The organism is Salimicrobium album, from assembly GCF_900107115.1.
Lineage (GTDB): Bacteria > Bacillota > Bacilli > Bacillales > Halobacillaceae > Salimicrobium > Salimicrobium album.
This window is the reverse complement of the sequence record NZ_FNOS01000001.1, coordinates 33,804-54,009: the sequence shown is the minus strand read 5'-3', so window position 1 is coordinate 54,009 and position 20,206 is coordinate 33,804. Positions and strand designations below refer to the sequence as shown.

Here is a 20,206-nt window from a genome sequence, read left to right as displayed (position 1 = left end):
ATGGGAGGCACACGCATGGGCTTAACAAGAGAAGAAATTTACAAGAAGATCGAGGAAGAGAACGTCAAATTCATCCGTCTGCAGTTTACGGATATGCTCGGTATTATTAAAAACGTGGAGATCCCGTTCAGCCAGCTCGACAAAGCTCTGGATGGAGTGATGATGTTCGACGGTTCTTCCATTGAAGGATTCGTACGAATCGAGGAGTCCGATATGTATCTGGTACCGGATTTCGATTCTTTTCTCGTACTTCCATGGACTTCCGAGAAAGGGAAAGTGGCACGATTCATCTGTGACATTTACAACACGGACGGTACTCCATTCGAAGGATGCCCCCGCTATAACCTGAAGCGCAACCTGAAAAGAATGGAAGAACTCGGTTTCTCCGCTTTCAACCTTGGTACCGAACCGGAATTTTTCCTGTTCAAGATGGATGAAAACATGAATCCTACCCTTGAACTGAACGATAAAGGCGGCTACTTCGACCTTGCTCCGACCGACCTCGGGGAGAACTGTCGACGGGATATCGTACTGGAGCTTGAGGAGATGGGTTTCGAAATCGAAGCTTCCCACCACGAAGTCGCTCCCGGGCAGCATGAAATCGACTTTAAATATTCGGAAGCAGTGAAGCACTGTGACGATATCCAGACGTTTAAACTCGTTGTAAAAACCATCGCCCGTAAACACGGTCTGCATGCAACGTTTATGCCTAAACCTCTCTTCGGAGTGAACGGTTCCGGTATGCACGCAAACATGTCTCTATTCACGGAAGAAGGAAATGCTTTCTTCGATGAGAACGGCAAAGAACAGCTCTCGGAAGTAGCTTACCAGTTTACTGCCGGTATTCTGAAGCACGCCATGGCTTTCACGGCAATAACCAACCCGATAGTGAATTCCTATAAGCGTCTCGTTCCGGGATACGAAGCTCCTTCGTACGTAGCCTGGTCATCCCAGAACAGAAGTCCGCTCATCCGCGTTCCGACGTCCCGCGGAGTGAGTACACGTATCGAAGTACGCAGTGTCGATCCGGCTGCCAACCCGTATATGGGGATGGCCGCTCTGCTTGCTGCGGGTCTCGACGGTATCGAGAACAAACTGGAAGTGCCTGAACCGGTGGATCGCAACATTTACGTGATGGATGAGGAAGAGCGCAGAGAAGCGGGAGTGACCGATCTCCCGGCTACGCTGTATGATGCACTTCAGGAACTTAAGAAGAATGACGTGATGGTGAAGGCGTTGGGCGAACACCTGTATGAGCACTTTATCGAAGCGAAAGAAATCGAGTGGAACATGTTCCGTACCCAGGTACACCCTTGGGAGAGGGAACAGTATCTGCAGACGTATTAATGGGAACCTCTCTCTCTCAGGGGAATTTCCGTTGAGAGCGTTTAAGATTTACATGACCATAAAACTAAAATGAAAATCCTCCATTACCGGCCGGTAATGGAGGATTTTTAAGTGTGTAATGGGGAAGCTGTTCAGTGTACGTTCCTGAATAATCCGACCACTTTCCCGAGGATGGTGACGTCATCGAGAAGAATAGGCTCCATGGAGGAGTTTTCCGGCTGAAGGCGTACGTGATCCGCTTCTTTGAAGAATCGCTTCACTGTAGCTTCTCCCTCTTCTGTCATACCGACAACGATATCTCCGTTTTGAGCGGTGTTCTGCTTACGGACGATTACCTTGTCTCCGTCAAGAACGCCGGCTTCTATCATACTCTCTCCCTGGATGACGAGTATGAAAGTATCTTCCTCCGTGCTGCTTATCGTATCCGGCACCGGAAGATATTCTTCGATGTTCTCCACTGCAGTTATAGGAACACCGGCGGTTACTTTACCGATCACGGGAGCGAACGTCGCTTCCCCTTTAGGGATTTTAGTACCTTCCTCCAGGTCTATCACTTCGATCGCCCGCGGTTTCGTCGGGTCTCTCCGAATGAAACCTTTTTTTTCCAGTCTCGCGAGGTGGCCGTGTACGGTAGAACTGGAAGCAAGACCTACGTACTTACCGATTTCCCTGACGGACGGGGGATATCCTTTGTCGATCACTTCCTGTTTTATGAAATTCAATATTTCCTGCTGTCGTTTGGATAGGTTAGTCATAATGTCACATCCTGTATAGAAAATTTATTACATATATTGTAGCACGTAGGATGCCGGAATACAAACAGGCGTTCGAACTTTTGTGTTGACAGGAACAATAGTTCGTATATAATGATATTTACACGAACATAAGTTCTAAGGAACAATAGTTCTATCGGGAGGTATTCCATGTTTCATAAATTATCCAAGCAGGATCTTACTCATATCGTTCTGTTCATTCTGAGTCTGGTTTTCCTATACATTGCAATGGTTTCCAGTGTTTAAATCCTGTATCATTTCTCTGTGGGAGAGGTGGTAAGGATGAAAGCGGTCTTGTATTGCAGAGTAAGTACGGAAAAAGAAACCCAGGTTACGTCTATACAGAGACAGAAGGAAGAACTTAAAAAACTTGCGGAGAACCATAGTATGGATATTGTGGAAGTTATCGAAGAAAAAGCCAGCGGGTACTCCATCGAAAGGGAAGGTATACTTCGTGCACTTGATATTTTCTCCTCGAAAAAAGCGGAAGCACTCCTGATTCAGGATGAGACGAGACTCGGCAGGGGGAACACGAAGATCGCCCTTTTACACCAGCTCGAAAAGCTCGATGTGACGATCTATACGGTGACGGGGAGCGGAGAAATGGAGATTTCCGAGTCTGATTCCATGGTTCTGCAGATCGTCGGAGTGGTGGAAGAGTATCAGCGTTATCTTCATAACATGAAAATTCGACGAGGGATGAAAAAAGCGGTGGAAGATGGTTATGACCCTTCCAAAAATTTGAAGAACATCGACCAGGCCAGGGGGCGGGAACGTATTGATTTCCCTGTGACGGAAGTGGCACGTCTCCGGGAAAAGAAGCTCACGTTTCAGGAAATTGCGGCTACTCTCCGCGGTATGGGGTATGATGTCTCCAAAGCGACGGTGCATCGCAGATATAAAGAAAGCCAAACATTTGAAAATGAAAATACGTCGCGTTATCATAAGTAAAGATAATACCCTTCAGTATATACAGGGTAAGTAAAGAGGTGACAAAACATGTTGGCACAACACAAGCTTGATCGTATAAACGCTTTAGCTAATAAGAAAAAAGAGCAGGGCCTTTCTTCTGAAGAGCAGAACGAACAGCATGAATTGCGTCAGGAATATTTACAGAACGTGAGAAAATCTTTTAAGAACCATTTAAAAGGCATGACGGTCATCGATCCGGAAGGACAGGACGTTACTCCGGAGAAAGTGAAACGTATGCAGCAGAATGAGAAAAAACATTAAAAACCTGCGGGAATCGCAGGTTTTTTGTGTGAAAGCGGTTTACTGACTTGCTACGAAACCTATTTCATTATAGGATTATACTTGTTACATATTCCGCATCAGAAAGGGGAATGGCATTGACTAAAGATATTGAACAGAAGTCTATTAATACTATTCGTACACTGACGATCGACGCAGTGGAAAAAGCGAGTTCGGGGCATCCTGGTATGCCGATGGGCACGGCGCCTATGGCTTACAAACTCTGGACGGAGTATATGGAGCACAACCCGAAGAACTCCGACTGGTTCAACCGTGATCGGTTTGTACTCTCGGCAGGTCACGGATCCATGTTGCAGTACAGTCTGCTTCATCTTTCCGGATACGACGTAACGATGGATGATATCAAAAATTTCCGCCAGTGGGATTCCAAAACGCCCGGACATCCGGAAGTGGGGCATACGCATGGCGTGGAAGCTACGACCGGACCGCTCGGCCAGGGTATTGCCATGGCTACCGGGTTCGCGATGGCGGAAGCCCATCTTTCGGCCAACTACAATACAGATAAACATTCGATCATTGATCATAATACGTATGTCATCTGCAGTGATGGAGACCTTATGGAAGGTGTATCTCAGGAATCCGCGTCTCTTGCGGGTCACCTCGGTCTCGGAAAACTCATAGTACTATATGATTCCAATGACATCTCTCTTGACGGGGAGCTGAACCGTGCGTTCAGTGAAAGCGTAGAGAAGAGATACGAAGCCTATGGCTGGCAGGTGCTGCGTGTAGAAGACGGAAATGATACGAAAGCTATCACCGATGCACTCGATAAAGCGAAGAAAAATACCGAACAGCCGACGATGATCGAAGTGAAAACCGTCATCGGCTACGGTGCACCGAACAAATCGGGTAAAGCGGATGCGCACGGAGCACCTCTTGGGGAAGACGAAGTGCAGCAGACGAAAGACTACTATGGCTGGGAATACGAAGAATCGTTCTATGTGCCTGATGAAGTTTATGAAGACTTCCAGGAAAAGATCCAAAAACGCGGGGAGAAGAAAGAGGAAGAATGGAATAAGCAGTTCGAAGAATACAGAAAAGCTAACCCTGAGCTGGCCGAAGAACTTGAAAAAGCCATCAAAGGTGAACTTCCGGAAGATTGGGAACAGGTTCTCCCTGCTTACGACACGTCCAGTGACAAAGCGGCCACCCGTGCAACGTCCGGGGAAGCGATCAACGCTCTTTCCGATAAAATCCCTTACTTCTTCGGCGGAAGTGCCGACCTTGCAGGTTCCAACAAGACGACGGTCAAGGCGCAGGAAGACTTTTCGAAAAATAACTATGCAGGAAGAAACATCTGGTTCGGTGTCCGTGAACACGCTATGGCAGCGGCTCTGAACGGAATGGCTTTACACGGAGGCCTTAAAGTATACGGAGGCACATTCTTCGTTTTCAGTGACTACCTGCGCCCGTCTCTCCGTTTGTCGGCTATTCAGAATCTTCCGGTGAATTATGTGTTCACGCATGACTCTATTGCTGTAGGGGAAGACGGCCCGACTCACGAACCTGTAGAACATCTGGCTGCACTTCGGGCTATTCCGAACCTCTCGGTCATTCGTCCGGCAGACGGGAACGAATCCAGTGCGGCGTGGAGACTGGCACTGGAATCCACGTCCAACCCGACAGCTCTCGTGTTGACCAGGCAGGGACTGCCGACGCTGGAAGGGACGAAAGAGAAAGCTTATGAAGGCGTGAAAAAAGGAGCTTACGTACTCAGTGACTCCGACAAAGACACACCGGATACCATTCTTCTGGCTTCCGGATCGGAAGTGCAGCTGGCTATGGCAGCCAAAGAAGAGCTTAAGAGCAAAGGCGTAGATGCCCGCGTTGTCAGCATGGCTTCCTTCGATCGTTTCGAAGCTCAGAATGATGCCTATAAAGAAGAAGTATTGCCGAACAGTGTACGTAATCGCGTAGCTATTGAAATGGCTTCTTCCTTTGGCTGGGAGCGTTTCGTCGGTCTTGACGGTAAAGTAGTGGGTATTGACCGCTTCGGAGCTTCGGCACCTGGAGCGACCGTTATTGAAAACTTCGGTTTTACTGTCGAAAATGTTGTGAAGCATGTAGAAAGCTATGTGAAGTAGGGCAAGAATCGGGGACTTCGGAAAACTATCCGGAGTTCCTGTTTATTACATAAGGCTCTTCACTTCCGCAGTTATACGGGTGGAAGTCATAGCCGTTATCCGAGGTCTTGAGTTTTAAGCCCGGAGGAACGATATGGTATAATACAGGTAGAGAAACGTTGGGGAACTGCAGTCCGGCAGCGGGTCCCGGGTACAGTTTTGAAATTTTTCAAACGTGTTCGGCGGGTGCCGGAAATTATGATCGAAACTATTGAGTCATAAATATTGTGTGCATCTGTTCACCCGTCTATTGTAATCCCCGTTTCAATTTACTATACTGTTATGGGATATATTATGAAAGGGGAAACTTATTATGGAATTAGGAATTATATGGATTATTCTGATTGCATTAGTCGCGTTAATAGCAGGAGCGGCTTTAGGCTTTTTCATCGCCAGAAAATATATGATGAATTATTTGAAGAAAAACCCTCCAATCAATGAACAGATGCTGCGGACACTGATGATGCAAATGGGTCAGAAACCTTCACAGAAGAAGATCAACCAGATGATGAAACAGATGAACAACCAGATGGACAAGTAAGCGCCGCTCCATCTTCCCTGCCCGTCCTGCCGGTTATCCGGTATGGCGGGCAGGTTTTTTTGTGTTTTGTCAGAGAAGACGCTGGCAAGTAACATAAATTACATTTAAATGTCTTCTTAAGGGGGGATGGAGGGGAAATCAGTGGAGACTTATGAGGGGACATCCTTCGAAAAAGAATAGATCCTTAAAAGAAATCGAAGGATTTTTCACAAAAGCTTACGAAGATATGTTTTCTAACGAAGAACAGCTTACTGATACACTCCTTCAGGGGATTATCTCTCCTTATGTGCATGAGCGGGGGAAACTGAGTCTTTTTCAGCAGAAATAAAAACATTCGTCTAAATGCTCGGTGGATAAAACTGACAGGGCCCAGTCGAGGGTTCTGCCTGTTTTATGGTTTTCGTTAAACTGGAGGATAGTGATAAAAAATGAAGAAGGTATCTCTGCTTTTCAAATAAAGGGTGTGGTATGATACACCTGTAAAGTTTCAAACTGAAGCGGGATGATGCCTGCATCTCCAATGACATTGTTGACGTTTTCGGAAACTACGTAAAGGAGGAATCCGGATGGAACTGTATTTCTCGCGCAACACATCTCCTTTGTCCCGACTGATTCAGTATTTCACGAAAGGAAAGTGGAGTCATAACGCTATTAAAGTGGGGGATTACCACATTATCGATTCCCGTTTTCCGGGAGGCGTCCGGATAAGGCACTTTGATTTGAAAGATTACAAAGTACTCGAAGTGGAAGGAGACCCGCGTAAAGCTCTGAAACACATCGAAAAACGCTACGATCTCAGACTGTTTTTCTGGTACGGCATTAAATACGGAAAACCATGGAACGATCCGAACCAGATGATTTGCAGTGAACTGATCGCGGAAGCCTCCAATGATGAGAACTTACGTGGTAAAACACCAAGCGAACAGTACAGATATCTCAAAAACAGGGAAAAAGTGATCAAAGATACGAAACGTTAACATTCTAACTTGAAACTTAGTAGCAACTCCGAAATGTTAAAAAAACAATTACTAACGATGTCGTTCGTCTTTTATGATAATTTTTGATAGAATGTATTCAGCTATGTAATTGAAAGATCACAGGGGGATTTTTTTGCGATGAAAATTAACAGTAATGATTTGATATTGAAAACGATGACTTCCATCATCGCTTTTATTCTGCTAGGATTCTCGATATATTTATTTTTTGCCGGGCACAATGCTCCCGGGGGAGGGTTTATCGGCGGTCTTATGACGTCCGCTGCCATCGTACTGATGAATATGGCTTACGGACAGGAGGCAATGAAGAGCTCCCTGCCGATCAATTTCCGTTTTCTGTTTAAACTGGGACTGCTGATCGCACTTGCGACAGGCATGGGGTCGTTTTTATTCAATGAACCGTTTCTCAGTCAGACATTCGCCTACTTTCAGCTTCCCGTGCTCGGACGTACCGAGTTGGCCACGGCACTGCTGTTTGATCTTGGGGTTTATCTCACTGTTATCGGGATCACGATGACAATCATCTTGTCGATCGCTGAGGATCACAAAGAAGAACTCTCGGAGTAAGGGGTTATTCGATGAATACGTTTTTATTAATAGCTTCTACGATAGTCGGTGCTTTTATGGCGGTAACGATGATACTCGTACGGAAGAAAGTCGCGGAAAGACCTGCAAGTATTAAAAAGATCGTGCTCCCTCCATTGTTTATGAGCTCGGGGGCGCTGATGTTTCTGTTCCCGGTCTTCCGGATCAGTCTGTCCCAAGTACTGGAGGCCCTCAGCGTCGGAGTGGTATTTTCGGTTTTTCTCATACTTACCTCCCGTTTTGAAACACGTGGAGGGGAAATCTATCTTAAACCGTCCAGACTTTTCATAGGAGTTCTGTTCGGTCTGCTCGCATTCCGGGTGGTATTTAAGCTGATCATCGGACAGACGATTTCTTTCGGGGAGACGAGCGGGATGTTTTTCGTTCTTGCTTTCGGAATGATCGTATCCTGGCGTATTGCTATGCTTTATAAATATCTCCGCATACAAAAAAGTCTGGAAACGACAAAAGCACCGCTATAAAAAGCGGTGCTTCTTCTATATTTCCAGGTAGTCCCTGTACGGATCTATATCGATTTCTTTTTCGTTCAGTTTCTTCACGAGAAACTTGTGGTCACGTTTGGGAGTAGCCAAAATGTACCCTTCGATAATCGTATCCTGCGTCATGTGCCGAAGCTTCCTTTTAAGGGCGATCCTGCCGATTTCGCCTGCAATCCGCTGCTGAGCAACGCTGCGGAACAGTTCGGGTACGGGGGAGGTCAGTTCTTCCAGAAAGTGTTTCTGGTCTTCACTCCACATGTGCCTCGTTTGTTCAATATAGTATTCTTCCCAGTCGATGGTGGAGTTCCCGTCTTCTTTCGGCATGCTTTTTAGGAATTTACGGAACATGAAGAAACCTCCGATGCCCATAAGCACCACCATAATGACGACCCAACCTACGATAAATAGCGAAAACCCTAAAGACATGTCATCACCTATTCTTTGATATTACCTTTATTATAAAAGGTGACCGGAGGAAAAACAACGAATTTCCCTTTAGTAAAAAGTACTATAATGAATTTACTTTAAAATCGTTTTCATTTACAATGTAAATGGCGAATTATAGTATTATAAGTATGTGAAAGAACAAGTAATACTTTCACAGCAAGAATGATAAGGGGGATATGAGATATGGCAGACCATCCATTCAATGCTAAAAAGCAGTTTGAATCAAATGGCAAAACGTACAACTATTATGATCTGAAATCACTGGAAGATGCAGGAATCGGAAAGATTTCGCGCCTGCCTTTTTCCATCCGTATTTTACTTGAATCACTCCTTCGTCAGCACGATGGACGGGTAATAGCGGATGAACACGTAGAAAGTCTCGCTAAATGGGGCCAGAGTGACAGCAAACAGGAAGATGTTCCTTTCAAGCCGTCACGTGTCATTCTTCAGGACTTCACAGGTGTTCCTGCCGTTGTGGATCTTGCGAGCCTACGTAAAGCAATGGTGGACATGGGCGGTAAGCCGGAGGAGATTAACCCGGAAGTACCTGTCGATCTCGTCATCGACCACTCTGTTCAGGTGGATCAGTATGGTACAAGTACAGCGCTTCAGGCGAACATGGAACTTGAATTCGAACGGAACCAGGAGCGTTATGAGTTCCTTCACTGGGCACAGAAAGCGTTCGATAACTATCGTGCCGTTCCGCCTGCTACAGGAATCGTTCACCAGGTGAACCTGGAATATATCGCTAACGTCGTTCATGCTACGGAGAACGCTGACGGAAGTGTGGATACATACCCGGATACACTTGTCGGTACCGATTCCCACACGACTATGATCAACGGTCTTGGCGTACTCGGCTGGGGCGTTGGCGGAATTGAAGCGGAAGCAGGGATGCTTGGACAGCCGTCCTATTTCCCGGCACCGGAAGTGATCGGTGTGAAACTGCAGGGCAGCTTCCCTCAGGGAACGACCGCGACAGACCTTGCACTTAAAGTGACGCAGCGCCTCCGCGAAGCGAACGTCGTCGGTAAATTCGTCGAATTCTTCGGTCCCGGTCTTCAGGAAATGCCGCTGGCAGACCGTGCCACGATTTCCAATATGGCTCCTGAATACGGGGCGACGTGTGGTTTCTTCCCGGTAGACGGAGAGTCTCTCGACTATATGAGACTTACGGGAAGAACGGAAGAACAGATCGATCTCGTCGAAAAATATTGTAAAGAGAACAATCTTTGGTACGATCCTTCACTCGAAGATCCGGAATTCACTCAGCTGATCGAAATCAACCTGGAAGAACTGGAACCGAACCTGTCCGGACCGAAACGTCCACAGGATCTGATCCCGCTTTCCGAAATGAAAGAGTCGTTCAATAACTCAATCACGGCTCCGGAAGGAAACCAGGGTTTCGGTCTCGATAAATCCGAGTTCAACAAAAAAGCGACAGTTGAATTCACTAACGGCGAGACAGCGGAAATGAAGACGGGAGCTCTGGCGATTGCTGCCATCACTTCCTGTACGAACACGTCGAACCCGCACGTTATGCTTGGTGCCGGGCTCGTAGCTAAAAAAGCTGTGGATAAAGGTCTCGAAGTACCGGAATACGTGAAGACATCACTCGCTCCCGGCTCCAAGGTTGTAACGCGCTATCTGGAAGATTCAGGTCTTATGAACTACCTGAACCAGCTTGGATTCAACCTGGTCGGTTACGGTTGTACGACATGTATCGGTAACTCCGGTCCATTGCTTCCTGAAATCGAACAGGCGATTGCAGATGAAGATTTGACAGTTTCTTCCGTATTGAGCGGTAACCGTAACTTTGAAGGACGGATTCACCCGCTCGTGAAGGCCAACTATCTGGCTTCACCACCGCTTGTTGTAGCTTACGCCCTTGCCGGCACGGTCGACATCGATCTGAGAAATGAACCGATCGGCAAAGATCAGCAGGGGAATGATATTTTCTTCGATGATATCTGGCCTTCCCAGGAAGAAATCAAAGAACAGATTTCAAGCGTCGTAACGCCTGAGATCTTCCGTAAGGAATACGAAAACGTGTTCAACTCCAACGAAAAATGGAACGAAATCGAAACAACGGATGAGCCGCTGTACGACTGGGACGAAGACTCCACGTACATTCAGAACCCGCCGTTTTTCGAAGGGTTGTCCAAAGATTCCAACCCGGTCAAACCATTGAATGGCATGCGCGTTATCGGTAAATTCGGAGATTCGGTCACCACTGACCACATTTCCCCGGCGGGCGCCATCGCCAGCAGCATGCCGGCAGGTGAGTATCTGCAGGAGAAAGGCGTTTCACCGCGAAACTTCAACTCCTACGGATCCCGTCGCGGAAACCACGAAGTGATGATGCGCGGTACGTTTGCAAACATCCGTATCCGTAACCAGCTGGCTCAGGGTACAGAAGGCGGTTATACGACATACTGGCCTACAGAAGAAGTTATGCCGATCTATACGGCCGCTATGAAATATAAAGAAGATAATACGCCGCTTGCTGTTATCGCCGGTGATGACTACGGTATGGGAAGTTCACGTGACTGGGCTGCCAAAGGTACCGATCTGCTCGGTATCGAAACGGTCATCGCTCAGAGCTTTGAACGTATCCACCGTTCCAACCTTGTTATGATGGGCGTACTTCCGCTCCAGTTCCAGGAGGGCGAAACTATCGAGTCCCTCGGACTGACAGGACGGGAGACGATCGACGTGGAAATCGGCGAAGACGTGAAGCCGCACGATCTCGTTAAAGTCACTGCTACGGACGAAGACGGCAATAAGAAAGAATTTGAAGTTATTGCCCGCTTTGACAGCGATGTGGAAATCGATTACTACCGTCACGGAGGAATCCTTCAGATGGTTCTTCGTAACAAGCTGAAAAAATAAATAATGTACAGGAAAGAGGCATGCACCCCCGTGTGCATGCCTCTTTTGTCATTATTATGACATTCAGGTGCCGGGGATACCTGAGATAGGGGGTTCTGTGATACACTTCTTAAAGAAGAAATGAAAAAAGGAGATTCCTCGGATATGAAAAAAATCGGTACTATGGCTATTTTTTCCCTGATTCTGGCACTGCTGCTGTACAGCGTGTTCGAGTTGACGGGAGAGGAAGAGTCGACAGGCGGGGAATACGATGTTTCGGGTAATACATCGCAGGAAGGGACGTCCATCGTGCCCGAGGGAGCACACCAAGGGATTGAAATCGGTGATGAGGCACCGAACATGCCTGTCGAGACGCTCAAAGGGGAAAAAACGGATATTAATGCCTACAAAGGAAAACCGGTCATTTTAAATATATGGGCGACGTGGTGTCCGCCCTGCAAGGAAGAAATGCCGGAGATGCAGAAGTTTCATGAAAAGTACGGCGAGGACGTCACGGTTCTAGCCGTAAACGCAACTTCCACCGAAGACTCACCGGAAAATGCGAAAAACTTTGTAGACAAAGAAAACTTCACTTTTGAAACGGTACTGGACAGTGACGACCAGCTTTCCGAAAAGTACCAGACGTTCTCTGTACCGGCGTCCTATTTCATCAACAGCGACGGGACGATCCATTCACGCAAATTCGGCCCTATGACGTACGAGTACATGATCGAAAAAATGAAAGAACTTGAATAATCTCCGGTTTCCCGCGCTCCTGGTAAGTGTTCAAAGGCTGCTGCCTGTAGCAGTCTTTTTTTAAAGGCTTAAAGCTGTGGTAAACTGGGGACAGGAAGGAAGTGAAACGATGGATAAGCTCGAAACCTGGACCTCTCTCTACACGACGCCGCCGTGGAAGGAAACGGAGGTGCTGCGTCTGCTGCAGGAAGAGGAGCGGGAGGACAGAGAAAGGGCCCTGCTCCAGGTCGCTTTAGTTTATTACAGAATGAAAAGAGTGCCGGAGGGCGATACTCTTACTCCCTACATACTGGAAACAGCGAAAATGCTTGACCCTTCCCTGAAGCTCATCAGGGAGACGGAGGAACTGCAGCATGTCCTTCGCCTTATTTATTATATGAAAGACGTATCCGGCCGGATTCCCGTGCTGCATGAAACGGATCACATTACCCAGAAAGTCAAAAAAATATCTGATATTCAGGAAGAACTGAGTCTTCTGCTGCATCTGTTTGATGATAACTACGTCAATCAGACAGTCGTGGACGCCGGTTCCAGATGGCGGACGTACCAGCGGCTGTACGAATATCTTCTGAAGACGAAGGAGACGATCGATTACGCCCTGGAGACGAGGGAATCCAAACGTATCAAAATGCCGGTGAGTGATATCAATTCCGCGGTGCGGGAACTGGACGATGAGAGAGAGGAACTGGAGGATTATCTTCCTCCTTCCTTTTCCCGGAAGGAGAGGCGTCATGCTCTAGATAAACTGGAGGAGATGATAGGTCTTCGTGACGTGAAAACGTACATCCATCAGTTTTATCACTTTCTGAGGTATGAACAGGAAAGAAAATCGTTCGGTTTTCGTATGCCTGACGAACCGTCGCTGCACATGATTATGACGGGGAACCCTGGGACCGGTAAAACGACTCTCGCACGTCTCCTGGCTGAAATATATACGGAACTCGGCCTTTTGTCGACGGGCAAAGTGGTGGAAGTGAACCGCTCCCACCTGGTCGGGTCCTACATGGGGCAGAGTGAGGAAAATACGATGAACTATATAAAAGAAGCGCGGGGCGGAATATTATTCATTGATGAAGCGTACAGCCTGAAACGCGAAGGTCAGGGAGGAAACGATTACGGACAGGCAGTGATTGATACGCTCGTTTCCGCTCTCACCAGCACCGAACACGGCGGTACTTTCGCTCTTATACTGGCGGGGTACCCGGAAGAAATGCGCCAGTTTCTGTGGGCGAATCCCGGCCTCAGAAGCCGGATACCGGAGCAGAACCGCCTCGATCTGCCGGATTACTCTATCGGTGAACTGGAGGATATCGGAGAATATATCGCGCTGAACAATGACTTTTTCTTTACGAAAGAGGCGCGGAGACGACTCGGTACGCTGATTGAGAAGGAACAGGTGGACGAATCGTTCGGGAACGCGAGAAGCGTGCGGAACATCGTCATGAAAACGATATTTTACAAGGGTTCCCGGGAAGTCATACAACCTCATGACGACTGGTTCCATCACATGCGTATTACGGAAGATGATCTGCACTGGGATAAAGATTCTGCAGACGACGCCATTTCCGGGGTGGAACGTCTCCATTCCCTGATCGGTCTTGATACGGTGAAACGCGAGGTGGAAAAGCTATCTTCCTTCGTACAGATGCAGCAGCAGCGGAAGAGAGAAGGGGACCCTATTGTTCCCATTCAGCTGCATTCGGTATTCAGCGGAAACCCGGGCACCGGAAAAACGACGGTGGCCGAAGTGTATGCGACGATACTGAAAGAATGCGGGCTTCTGAAAAGAGGACACGTCGTAGTGGCCTCCCGCAGTGATCTTGTGGCGGGGTATGTGGGCCAGACGGCTATCAAGACGAAGAAGAAAATAAGAGAAGCCCTCGGAGGGGTTTTATTCATTGATGAAGCCTACGCCCTTCAGAGCGGAGGGAGAGACGATTTCGGAAAAGAGGCAGTGGAAACACTGGTGGATGAAATGACGAGGCACAACGAGAATCTCGTAGTCATTCTGGCCGGGTACGAGAGGGAGATGAGTGACCTGATAGACAGTAATCCGGGACTCGCTTCCAGATTCAAGAAATTTTTCCGTTTCCCGGATTATTCGGCCGGAGAGCTGCTGGAAATGATGGTCACGCTTGCAGGGGCATATAACTATTCTCTGTCCCCCGCGGCCCGGGAGTACCTGGAAGTGCAGCTGCTGGAAACGAAGGTGCAGGGAAACGGAAGGTTCATCGGAAACCTGATGGATGAAGCCGTTCAGTACCATGCCTGGCACCATAAAGGGGAATACAAAGACCCGGTTCTTTCCCGGGAAGATATTGAGGAAGCATGGAAAGCCGTAAGAAAGGAGATTTAGAGTGAAATTAGATGTGAAAGATATACAGGTAAGATACCAGGAGACGGATATGATGGGCGTCGTCTATCACGCCAATTATCTCGTATGGTTCGAAATCGGTCGGACTTCTTTAATAGAAAGTTTCGGTTTCGATTATAAAGATATGGAAGATGCAGGGGTGGTATCCCCGGTTACGGATGTACAGGTTTCGTTCCGGACTCCGGTCCGGTACGGGGATAAAGTAGCTGTGAAGACGTGGATCCAGGCATACACGGGAGTCAAAACGACGTATGCGTACGAAGTGGTCCATGAGGATGGAACGGTAGCTGTAACCGGCACCTCCGATCACGTCATTGTAAGAAAAGAGGATTTCCGCCCGACTTCCCTGCGGAAAGCCTTTCCCGCCTGGCACGCCGTGTACAAAGAAGCAGCGGGGCAGCACTGATGGCTTTCGGCATCGGTAAGGAAGAACTGAGGAAATGGAAGCGGGACGTCCGTGCCGGGAATATAGCTATCCTGACCCACTACTGGCTGGATGACAGATTTCCGGGGTGTGACACGGTGACAAAAGTCGGATGCAGCGACATAGAAAAGCTGGCGGAGTGGGGGCAACAGTACGGATTGAAAAAAGAGTGGATCGACCGTAAGGAAGGGTTCCCCCATTACGATCTTTTCGGAAGACATCAGTTCACCATTCTTAAGGCCGAGAACAGAAATGATCATATTGAAAGATTCCGTCTGCATCAAAAAAGCAGCCGCTACCTTTAGGCGCGGCTGCTTTTTGACTGTCTTCATTCGTAGCCGATAGCGGCTTCTTCCAGGCTCTCGTCATAAGTAATTTTAAGGGAATAGGTATCGAAGTACCATTCGTCCGCCTTTTCAACGAAGAACAGGATCCCTTCGACATTCGTTTCGACGACCGGTTCGTAGGGGGTTTCTATTTTCATACCGAGGGATAATCCGGGCTGAAGTCCTCCGGATCCCCCGTATCTTACGAAGAACTGGATAGCGTCCCCCTCTGTCAAATCCAGTTCTTCTTTGTACCATTGCGCGGCTTCTTCCGATACAGTGATATTCACATAATCACTCCTTTTCTTTTATTTCGGGTACGACGTCCACACCGCCCGGGTGCAGGGGATGACACTTCAGTACTCTTTTCAAGGTGAGGTACATCCCTTTTACGAACCCGTGTCTCTGAAAAGCGACGAGACCGTACTCCGAGCAGGTCGGGTAGAAGCGGCACGTCGGAGGAGTGAAGGGACTGATGCCTTTCCGGTAGAAGCGGATCAGTCCTATCATGGCGTTCCTCAGCATCAGCGCTCATCCGTACGTTTGTCGAAGCGGAGGGAGGCGAGAGCATCGTGCAGATGAATCGATTCCTCGTTACGGCACGAAACCTCAAAAGCGTGAATGAACGGAGTTTCGTACAGGTCTGCAGCTACAAGACGGACCATATCCTCGACGAATCTCGGATTTTCGTAAGCCTGCTCCGTGACCATCTTCTCATCCGGCCGTTTCAGGACGGGGTGAATGCGTGCACTGGCGTTGCTCTCGGCAGCCTCCAGCAGAACTTCTTTCCAGTCCACCATATCTTCGTTGAAATCTTCCGTAAGCGTTATTGCCATCGAGACATTTCCGCGCTGATTGTGCGCACTGTATTCGCTGATTTCCTTGCTGCAGGGACAAAGGGTGGTGATTTTACCGGTCAGCCCGGTCTGAATATCGAAACCGCCCGCTTTGGACCATGTTACGGAAATGAAGGCATCCGCATGATTCATGCCGGCTAGACACGAAGAAGGTCCTTCTCTTTCAAAGAACCACGGGAATTCGACTTTTATAAACGCATCTTCCCGCTTCAGCCGGCCTGCGAGTTCTTCTGCAAACTGCTTCAGCGATTCGATCGTGACTGTAAAGCCCTGCTCGTAATAACTGGTCAACTGTTCCGTGAAGCGGCTCATGTTCGTTCCTTTGCTTCCTTTGGCAATCGAGGAAGAAAAGGTGAAGGTTCCTATGGTGGTCTGAGTGGACGGCTTCATCGAACTTTCAATAGTAATGGGATGTTTTACGTTGTTGATTCCGACGACATCCAGGTCGAAAAGAAAATCCTGTCTGGAATTCTGAAGATCAGCCATCTGATCCTTTTCCACAGGTTTGGTTTTCGGTCCGGGAGGTACAGACCCGAATAATTTGTGACGTTCATCTTTTGAAGGCATTGTATCAGTGATATGAGATTCTGTTTTATTCATAACCGTGGCTCCTTTCAACGACTTTTCTATCAAGAAGTATACCTTATATAAATTTTAATTTACAACTAAATGCTTATCCCGTGCCGGTTACATCCACGTTATTTTCGGCTCTTCCCTGTTCTTGATGCGTATGATGTTCGTACGGTGCCGATAAATGACAAATGCTGTAAGAACAGAGACGACAGCCGTCAGTAAGAACTCCTGCTGGATGATAGTAACGGCCACGGTGACGACACCCGTCACCATGGAGGATAACGAAACGTACTTACTTATATACAGAGTGACAAAGAAAGTGAGGAGCATAATTCCGAACAGAAGCGGGTTCACTCCGAGAATGATTCCACCGGAAGTCGCAACAGCTTTGCCGCCCTTGAATCTGGCGAAAACGGGGTACATATGGCCGATCACCGCAAAAATACCGATGATTACGCCGTTCAGTTCCGTACCCATCCACAGGGGGAGGGCAGCTGCGACGGTTCCCTTCAGAATGTCGGCGACGGTAACGGATAGCCCCGGTTTGACACCGAGCACACGGAACGCATTAGTGCCGCCCAGGTTGCCGCTGCCATGTTCCCTGATATCAACATTGTAAAAGAGTTTACCTACAAGCAGACCGGTGGGGATAGAACCCAGAAGGTATGCAATAGCAGCAAATTTGATAAATTCCAAAAGCACGACCTCCATTCACAAAAAATGATAGTTTCAGTTTATCACGTGTCGATTAAAAAAAGAATGGATAAAGTACATAGTTTTATACTTAGTAGTAACTCCAATATATTAACAAAAGAAAGTTTATAACCACATAATTAGGGAATAGGCAAATAGTTACTTCTTAATTACAGAAAGAAGGGATTATATGATCAGATTTGAAAATGTCGGCAAAACTTTCCCCGACAGCACTACTGCAGTAAAGAATTTTAATTTACAGGTGAATAAAGGGGAGTTCGTAACGTTAATAGGTCCCAGTGGCTGCGGAAAGACCACTACGATGAAAATGATTAATCGACTCATCGAACCTACGGATGGATACATATACATAAACGACAAGAGAGTCAAAGATTATTCCATTCATGAACTGAGATGGAACATCGGCTACGTTCTGCAGCAGATAGCTTTATTTCCTCATATGAGCGTGGAAGAAAATATAGCTATTGTACCTGAGATGAAAAAGTGGAAAAAGGAGAATATTTCCTCGAGAATAGACGAACTTATGAACATGGTAGGACTGGATGCGAAGAAATACAGGAAGAGAAAACCTTCGGAACTCTCGGGTGGTGAACAGCAGCGAGTAGGAGTAGTGCGTGCACTCGCTGCTGACCCCGACATTATTTTGATGGATGAACCTTTCAGTGCTCTTGATCCGATCAGTAGAGAACAGCTTCAGAAAGATATCCAAACGCTCCAGAAAGAAATTAAAAAGACGATAGTGTTCGTTACGCACGATATGGATGAAGCCCTTGCACTGGGAGACCGTGTTTGCCTGATGAAAGAAGGCGAGATTGTACAGGTGGACACCCCTCAGGAACTCATCCTGCACCCGGCCAATGACTTTGTGAAGAATTTCATCGGCGAGAGAAAGAGTCCCTGGCAGACTGCCGTGGACGTCGTAATGAAGAAAGAGGCGACAACTCCTGCGGGCATGACTTTTGTGACAGATGAAGAAGGACAGTATAAATACGCCGAAAAAGAAGGAAGAGAAGTGGAAGTGCCGGTTCTCGGCAACAGCACTACGTTAAAAGAAGCTGTAGAAACGCTGGAATCGACTCCTGAAGAAACACTCCCGGTAACGAAAAATAACATATTTCTCGGGTACATTACGTACGAGCATATCGTGCATTACTTAAAAGCATCCGCTGAACGTGAAGGGAGTGTTGTACAGCAATGAATGAATTTATTGATATCTTCCAGCAGCGTCAGGATGAATTCTGGATCAAACTGTGGGAACACCTGCAGATTTCCATTATATCTTTAATAATAGCAACGTTGATAGCCGTCCCGCTCGGGCTGATACTAACCAGATATAAAAGAACGGCCGAACCGATCATCCAGGTGACGGCGATCCTTCAGACAATTCCGAGTCTGGCCGTTCTGGCATTTCTTATTCCTTTTTTCGGTATCGGACAGACACCTGCGATCATCGCATTGATTGCATACGGTCTTCTGCCGATATTGAGGAACACATATACCGGAGTCAGCGAAGTCGACAATTCTTTACTGGAGGCCGCTACCGGAATGGGGATGAACTCTTTCAAGCGTCTCTCGAAAGTTGAGCTTCCTCTGGCTATGCCGGTCATTATGGCCGGCATCCGTACCTCTATGGTACTGATTGTCGGAACAACCACTATCGCTGCATTAATAGGAGCCGGGGGGCTGGGGGATCTGATTCTTCTCGGACTTGACCGTGGAGGAGACGTCAACCTTATTCTTCTCGGGGCTATTCCTGCGGCTCTTCTTGCGATTCTTCTCGATGTCGTTCTGCGGTTCTTTGAGAGAACTTCTGCTAAAACCGGGATGAAATCCTTGTTTATCCTTATCATTGTAGCTTTGCTGATCGTCGTTGCTCCGATCATTTTCACCGGAAAAGCAGGGAACGATATTACCATCGGTGCCAAACTGAACGCTGAACCGACAATCCTTATCAATATGTATGAACTGCTTATCGAAGAAGAGACGGATCTTGAAGTAGGTCTTGAACCGAACCTCGGAAAAACAGATCTTGTCTTCAGTGCCCTGCAGGAAGGAAGTATCGACATTTATCCGGAATTTACCGGAACAGCACTCGTATCCCTTCTCGATCGTCAGCCGGACAGTTACGAATCGAAAGAGGTATACCAGCAGGCCAAACAGGGCATGGCCGAAGAGTACGATATGGCTTACCTGGAACCGATGAAGTATAACAACACTTACACTGTGGCTACGACGAAAGAATATGCACAGGAAAATAATCTTGAAACCATCGGTGATCTTGCTCCGATAGATGACGAAGTAACGGCCGGCTTCACTCTTGAATTCAATGACAGGGAAGACGGATATCAGGGGATGAAAGAGTTGTATAATCTGGAATTCGGCGAAGTGAAAACGATGGACCCCGGTCTGCGCCAGGGAGCGATTAAAAACGGAGAAGTGGATATTATCGATGCGTATGCGACAGATAGCTATATGGTCGAACTTAATCTGACGACTCTCGATGATCCGAAAAATCTGTTCCCTCCGTATCAGGGCGCTCCGCTCATGAGACAGGAAACGCTCGAGAAGTATCCAGAGCTGGAGGACGTACTGAATAAGCTGGGCGGGAAGATTACCGAAGATCAAATGCGGGAAATGAACTATGAAGTGGATGTAAAAGACAGAGCTCCTTCGGAAGTCGCAAGAGACTATCTTGTAGAAGAAGGGCTGCTCGATAAATAGGAGGAAT

General features: G+C 47.6%; 21 protein-coding genes. 15 read left to right on the top strand and 6 right to left on the bottom strand.

The genetic code is table 11. The annotated features are described in order from the left end of the window. Positions 1-15: 15 nt before the first annotated feature. Positions 16-1,347, top strand: a complete 1,332-nt coding sequence (gene glnA / locus BLU03_RS00295) for a type I glutamate--ammonia ligase (RefSeq protein WP_093104808.1) — start codon at positions 16-18, stop codon at positions 1,345-1,347. Between the two features lie 131 nt (positions 1,348-1,478). On the opposite strand, the gene lexA is transcribed toward glnA, so the two are convergent. Then, a complete protein-coding gene (gene lexA, locus BLU03_RS00290; protein ID WP_093104805.1) occupies positions 1,479-2,102 on the bottom strand; it encodes a transcriptional repressor LexA in 624 nt (207 codons plus the stop codon). A 300-nt stretch (positions 2,103-2,402) separates the two neighbouring features. Here lexA and BLU03_RS00285 point away from each other — a divergent pair, with 300 nt between their 5' ends. From BLU03_RS00285 to BLU03_RS00250, 7 genes are all read left to right on the top strand, one after another. After that, the gene (locus tag BLU03_RS00285) at positions 2,403-3,071 is read left to right on the top strand and encodes a YneB family resolvase-like protein (protein ID WP_076570481.1); all 669 of its coding nucleotides are present in this window, start codon (positions 2,403-2,405) and stop codon (positions 3,069-3,071) included. A gap of 48 nt (positions 3,072-3,119) precedes the next feature. Then, complete coding sequence (locus BLU03_RS00280; RefSeq protein ID WP_008587740.1) at positions 3,120-3,353, top strand: DUF896 domain-containing protein; 234 nt, start codon at positions 3,120-3,122, stop codon at positions 3,351-3,353. 116 nt (positions 3,354-3,469) lie between these two features. Further along, the gene (tkt, locus tag BLU03_RS00275; protein ID WP_093104803.1) at positions 3,470-5,476 is read left to right on the top strand and encodes a transketolase; all 2,007 of its coding nucleotides are present in this window, start codon (positions 3,470-3,472) and stop codon (positions 5,474-5,476) included. 352 nt (positions 5,477-5,828) lie between these two features. Beyond that, positions 5,829-6,056: a YneF family protein gene (locus tag BLU03_RS00270; protein WP_008587736.1), complete on the top strand. Its 228-nt coding sequence runs from the start codon at positions 5,829-5,831 to the stop codon at positions 6,054-6,056. Between the two features lie 566 nt (positions 6,057-6,622). Further along, complete coding sequence (locus BLU03_RS00260) at positions 6,623-7,033, top strand: hypothetical protein (RefSeq protein WP_093104800.1); 411 nt, start codon at positions 6,623-6,625, stop codon at positions 7,031-7,033. 138 nt (positions 7,034-7,171) lie between these two features. Continuing rightward, on the top strand, positions 7,172-7,618 hold the full coding sequence (locus BLU03_RS00255; RefSeq protein WP_008587730.1) for a Na(+)/H(+) antiporter subunit B: 447 nt from the start codon (positions 7,172-7,174) through the stop codon (positions 7,616-7,618). Between the two features lie 11 nt (positions 7,619-7,629). Further along, positions 7,630-8,118: a CcdC family protein gene (locus tag BLU03_RS00250; protein WP_093104797.1), complete on the top strand. Its 489-nt coding sequence runs from the start codon at positions 7,630-7,632 to the stop codon at positions 8,116-8,118. Between the two features lie 15 nt (positions 8,119-8,133). Here BLU03_RS00250 and BLU03_RS00245 read toward each other — a convergent pair whose 3' ends face one another. Further along, complete coding sequence (locus BLU03_RS00245) at positions 8,134-8,562, bottom strand: DUF2621 family protein (RefSeq protein ID WP_040609069.1); 429 nt, start codon at positions 8,560-8,562, stop codon at positions 8,134-8,136. Positions 8,563-8,766: 204 nt separating this feature from the next. Between BLU03_RS00245 and acnA the strand changes: the two genes are divergently transcribed. The 5 genes from acnA to BLU03_RS00220 all read left to right on the top strand — a co-directional run bounded on the left by acnA (position 8,767) and on the right by BLU03_RS00220 (position 15,313). Then, positions 8,767-11,475 carry an aconitate hydratase AcnA gene (acnA, locus tag BLU03_RS00240; protein WP_093104794.1) on the top strand — a complete coding sequence of 903 codons (2,709 nt, stop codon included), beginning with the start codon at positions 8,767-8,769 and terminating at the stop codon, positions 11,473-11,475. A gap of 144 nt (positions 11,476-11,619) precedes the next feature. Beyond that, entirely contained in the window at positions 11,620-12,210 is a 591-nt protein-coding gene (locus BLU03_RS00235; protein ID WP_008587721.1) for a TlpA family protein disulfide reductase, read from the top strand. Positions 12,211-12,319: 109 nt separating this feature from the next. Beyond that, positions 12,320-14,566, top strand: coding sequence for an AAA family ATPase (locus tag BLU03_RS00230; RefSeq protein WP_093104792.1), 2,247 nt, complete (start codon positions 12,320-12,322; stop codon positions 14,564-14,566). A 1-nt stretch (position 14,567) separates the two neighbouring features. Next, positions 14,568-14,990, top strand: coding sequence for an acyl-CoA thioesterase (locus tag BLU03_RS00225; protein WP_008587717.1), 423 nt, complete (start codon positions 14,568-14,570; stop codon positions 14,988-14,990). Further along, positions 14,990-15,313 (top strand): hypothetical protein, encoded by a 324-nt coding sequence (locus tag BLU03_RS00220; RefSeq protein WP_008587716.1) that lies wholly within the window; start codon positions 14,990-14,992, stop codon positions 15,311-15,313. Before BLU03_RS00225 ends, BLU03_RS00220 begins: the two co-directional genes overlap by 1 nt. Before the next feature lie 23 nt (positions 15,314-15,336). Here BLU03_RS00220 and BLU03_RS00215 read toward each other — a convergent pair whose 3' ends face one another. The 4 genes from BLU03_RS00215 to plsY form a co-directional block, all read right to left on the bottom strand. Next, on the bottom strand, positions 15,337-15,624 hold the full coding sequence (locus BLU03_RS00215; protein ID WP_008587713.1) for a HesB/YadR/YfhF family protein: 288 nt from the start codon (positions 15,622-15,624) through the stop codon (positions 15,337-15,339). A gap of 4 nt (positions 15,625-15,628) precedes the next feature. Continuing rightward, complete coding sequence (yidD, locus tag BLU03_RS00210) at positions 15,629-15,859, bottom strand: membrane protein insertion efficiency factor YidD (protein ID WP_008587711.1); 231 nt, start codon at positions 15,857-15,859, stop codon at positions 15,629-15,631. After that, positions 15,859-16,791 carry a GTP cyclohydrolase FolE2 gene (gene folE2 / locus BLU03_RS00205; protein WP_093104789.1) on the bottom strand — a complete coding sequence of 311 codons (933 nt, stop codon included), beginning with the start codon at positions 16,789-16,791 and terminating at the stop codon, positions 15,859-15,861. The genes yidD and folE2 overlap by 1 nt, the downstream gene beginning before the upstream one ends. An 87-nt stretch (positions 16,792-16,878) precedes the next feature. Further along, entirely contained in the window at positions 16,879-17,460 is a 582-nt protein-coding gene (gene plsY, locus BLU03_RS00200; RefSeq protein ID WP_076570492.1) for a glycerol-3-phosphate 1-O-acyltransferase PlsY, read from the bottom strand. A gap of 187 nt (positions 17,461-17,647) precedes the next feature. Between plsY and BLU03_RS00195 the strand changes: the two genes are divergently transcribed. Together BLU03_RS00195 and BLU03_RS00190 are read left to right on the top strand one after the other, a co-directional pair. Next, positions 17,648-18,676 (top strand): ABC transporter ATP-binding protein, encoded by a 1,029-nt coding sequence (locus tag BLU03_RS00195; RefSeq protein ID WP_093104786.1) that lies wholly within the window; start codon positions 17,648-17,650, stop codon positions 18,674-18,676. After that, positions 18,673-20,199, top strand: coding sequence for an ABC transporter permease/substrate-binding protein (locus BLU03_RS00190; RefSeq protein ID WP_093104783.1), 1,527 nt, complete (start codon positions 18,673-18,675; stop codon positions 20,197-20,199). The genes BLU03_RS00195 and BLU03_RS00190 overlap by 4 nt, the downstream gene beginning before the upstream one ends. Positions 20,200-20,206: the final 7 nt, after the last annotated feature.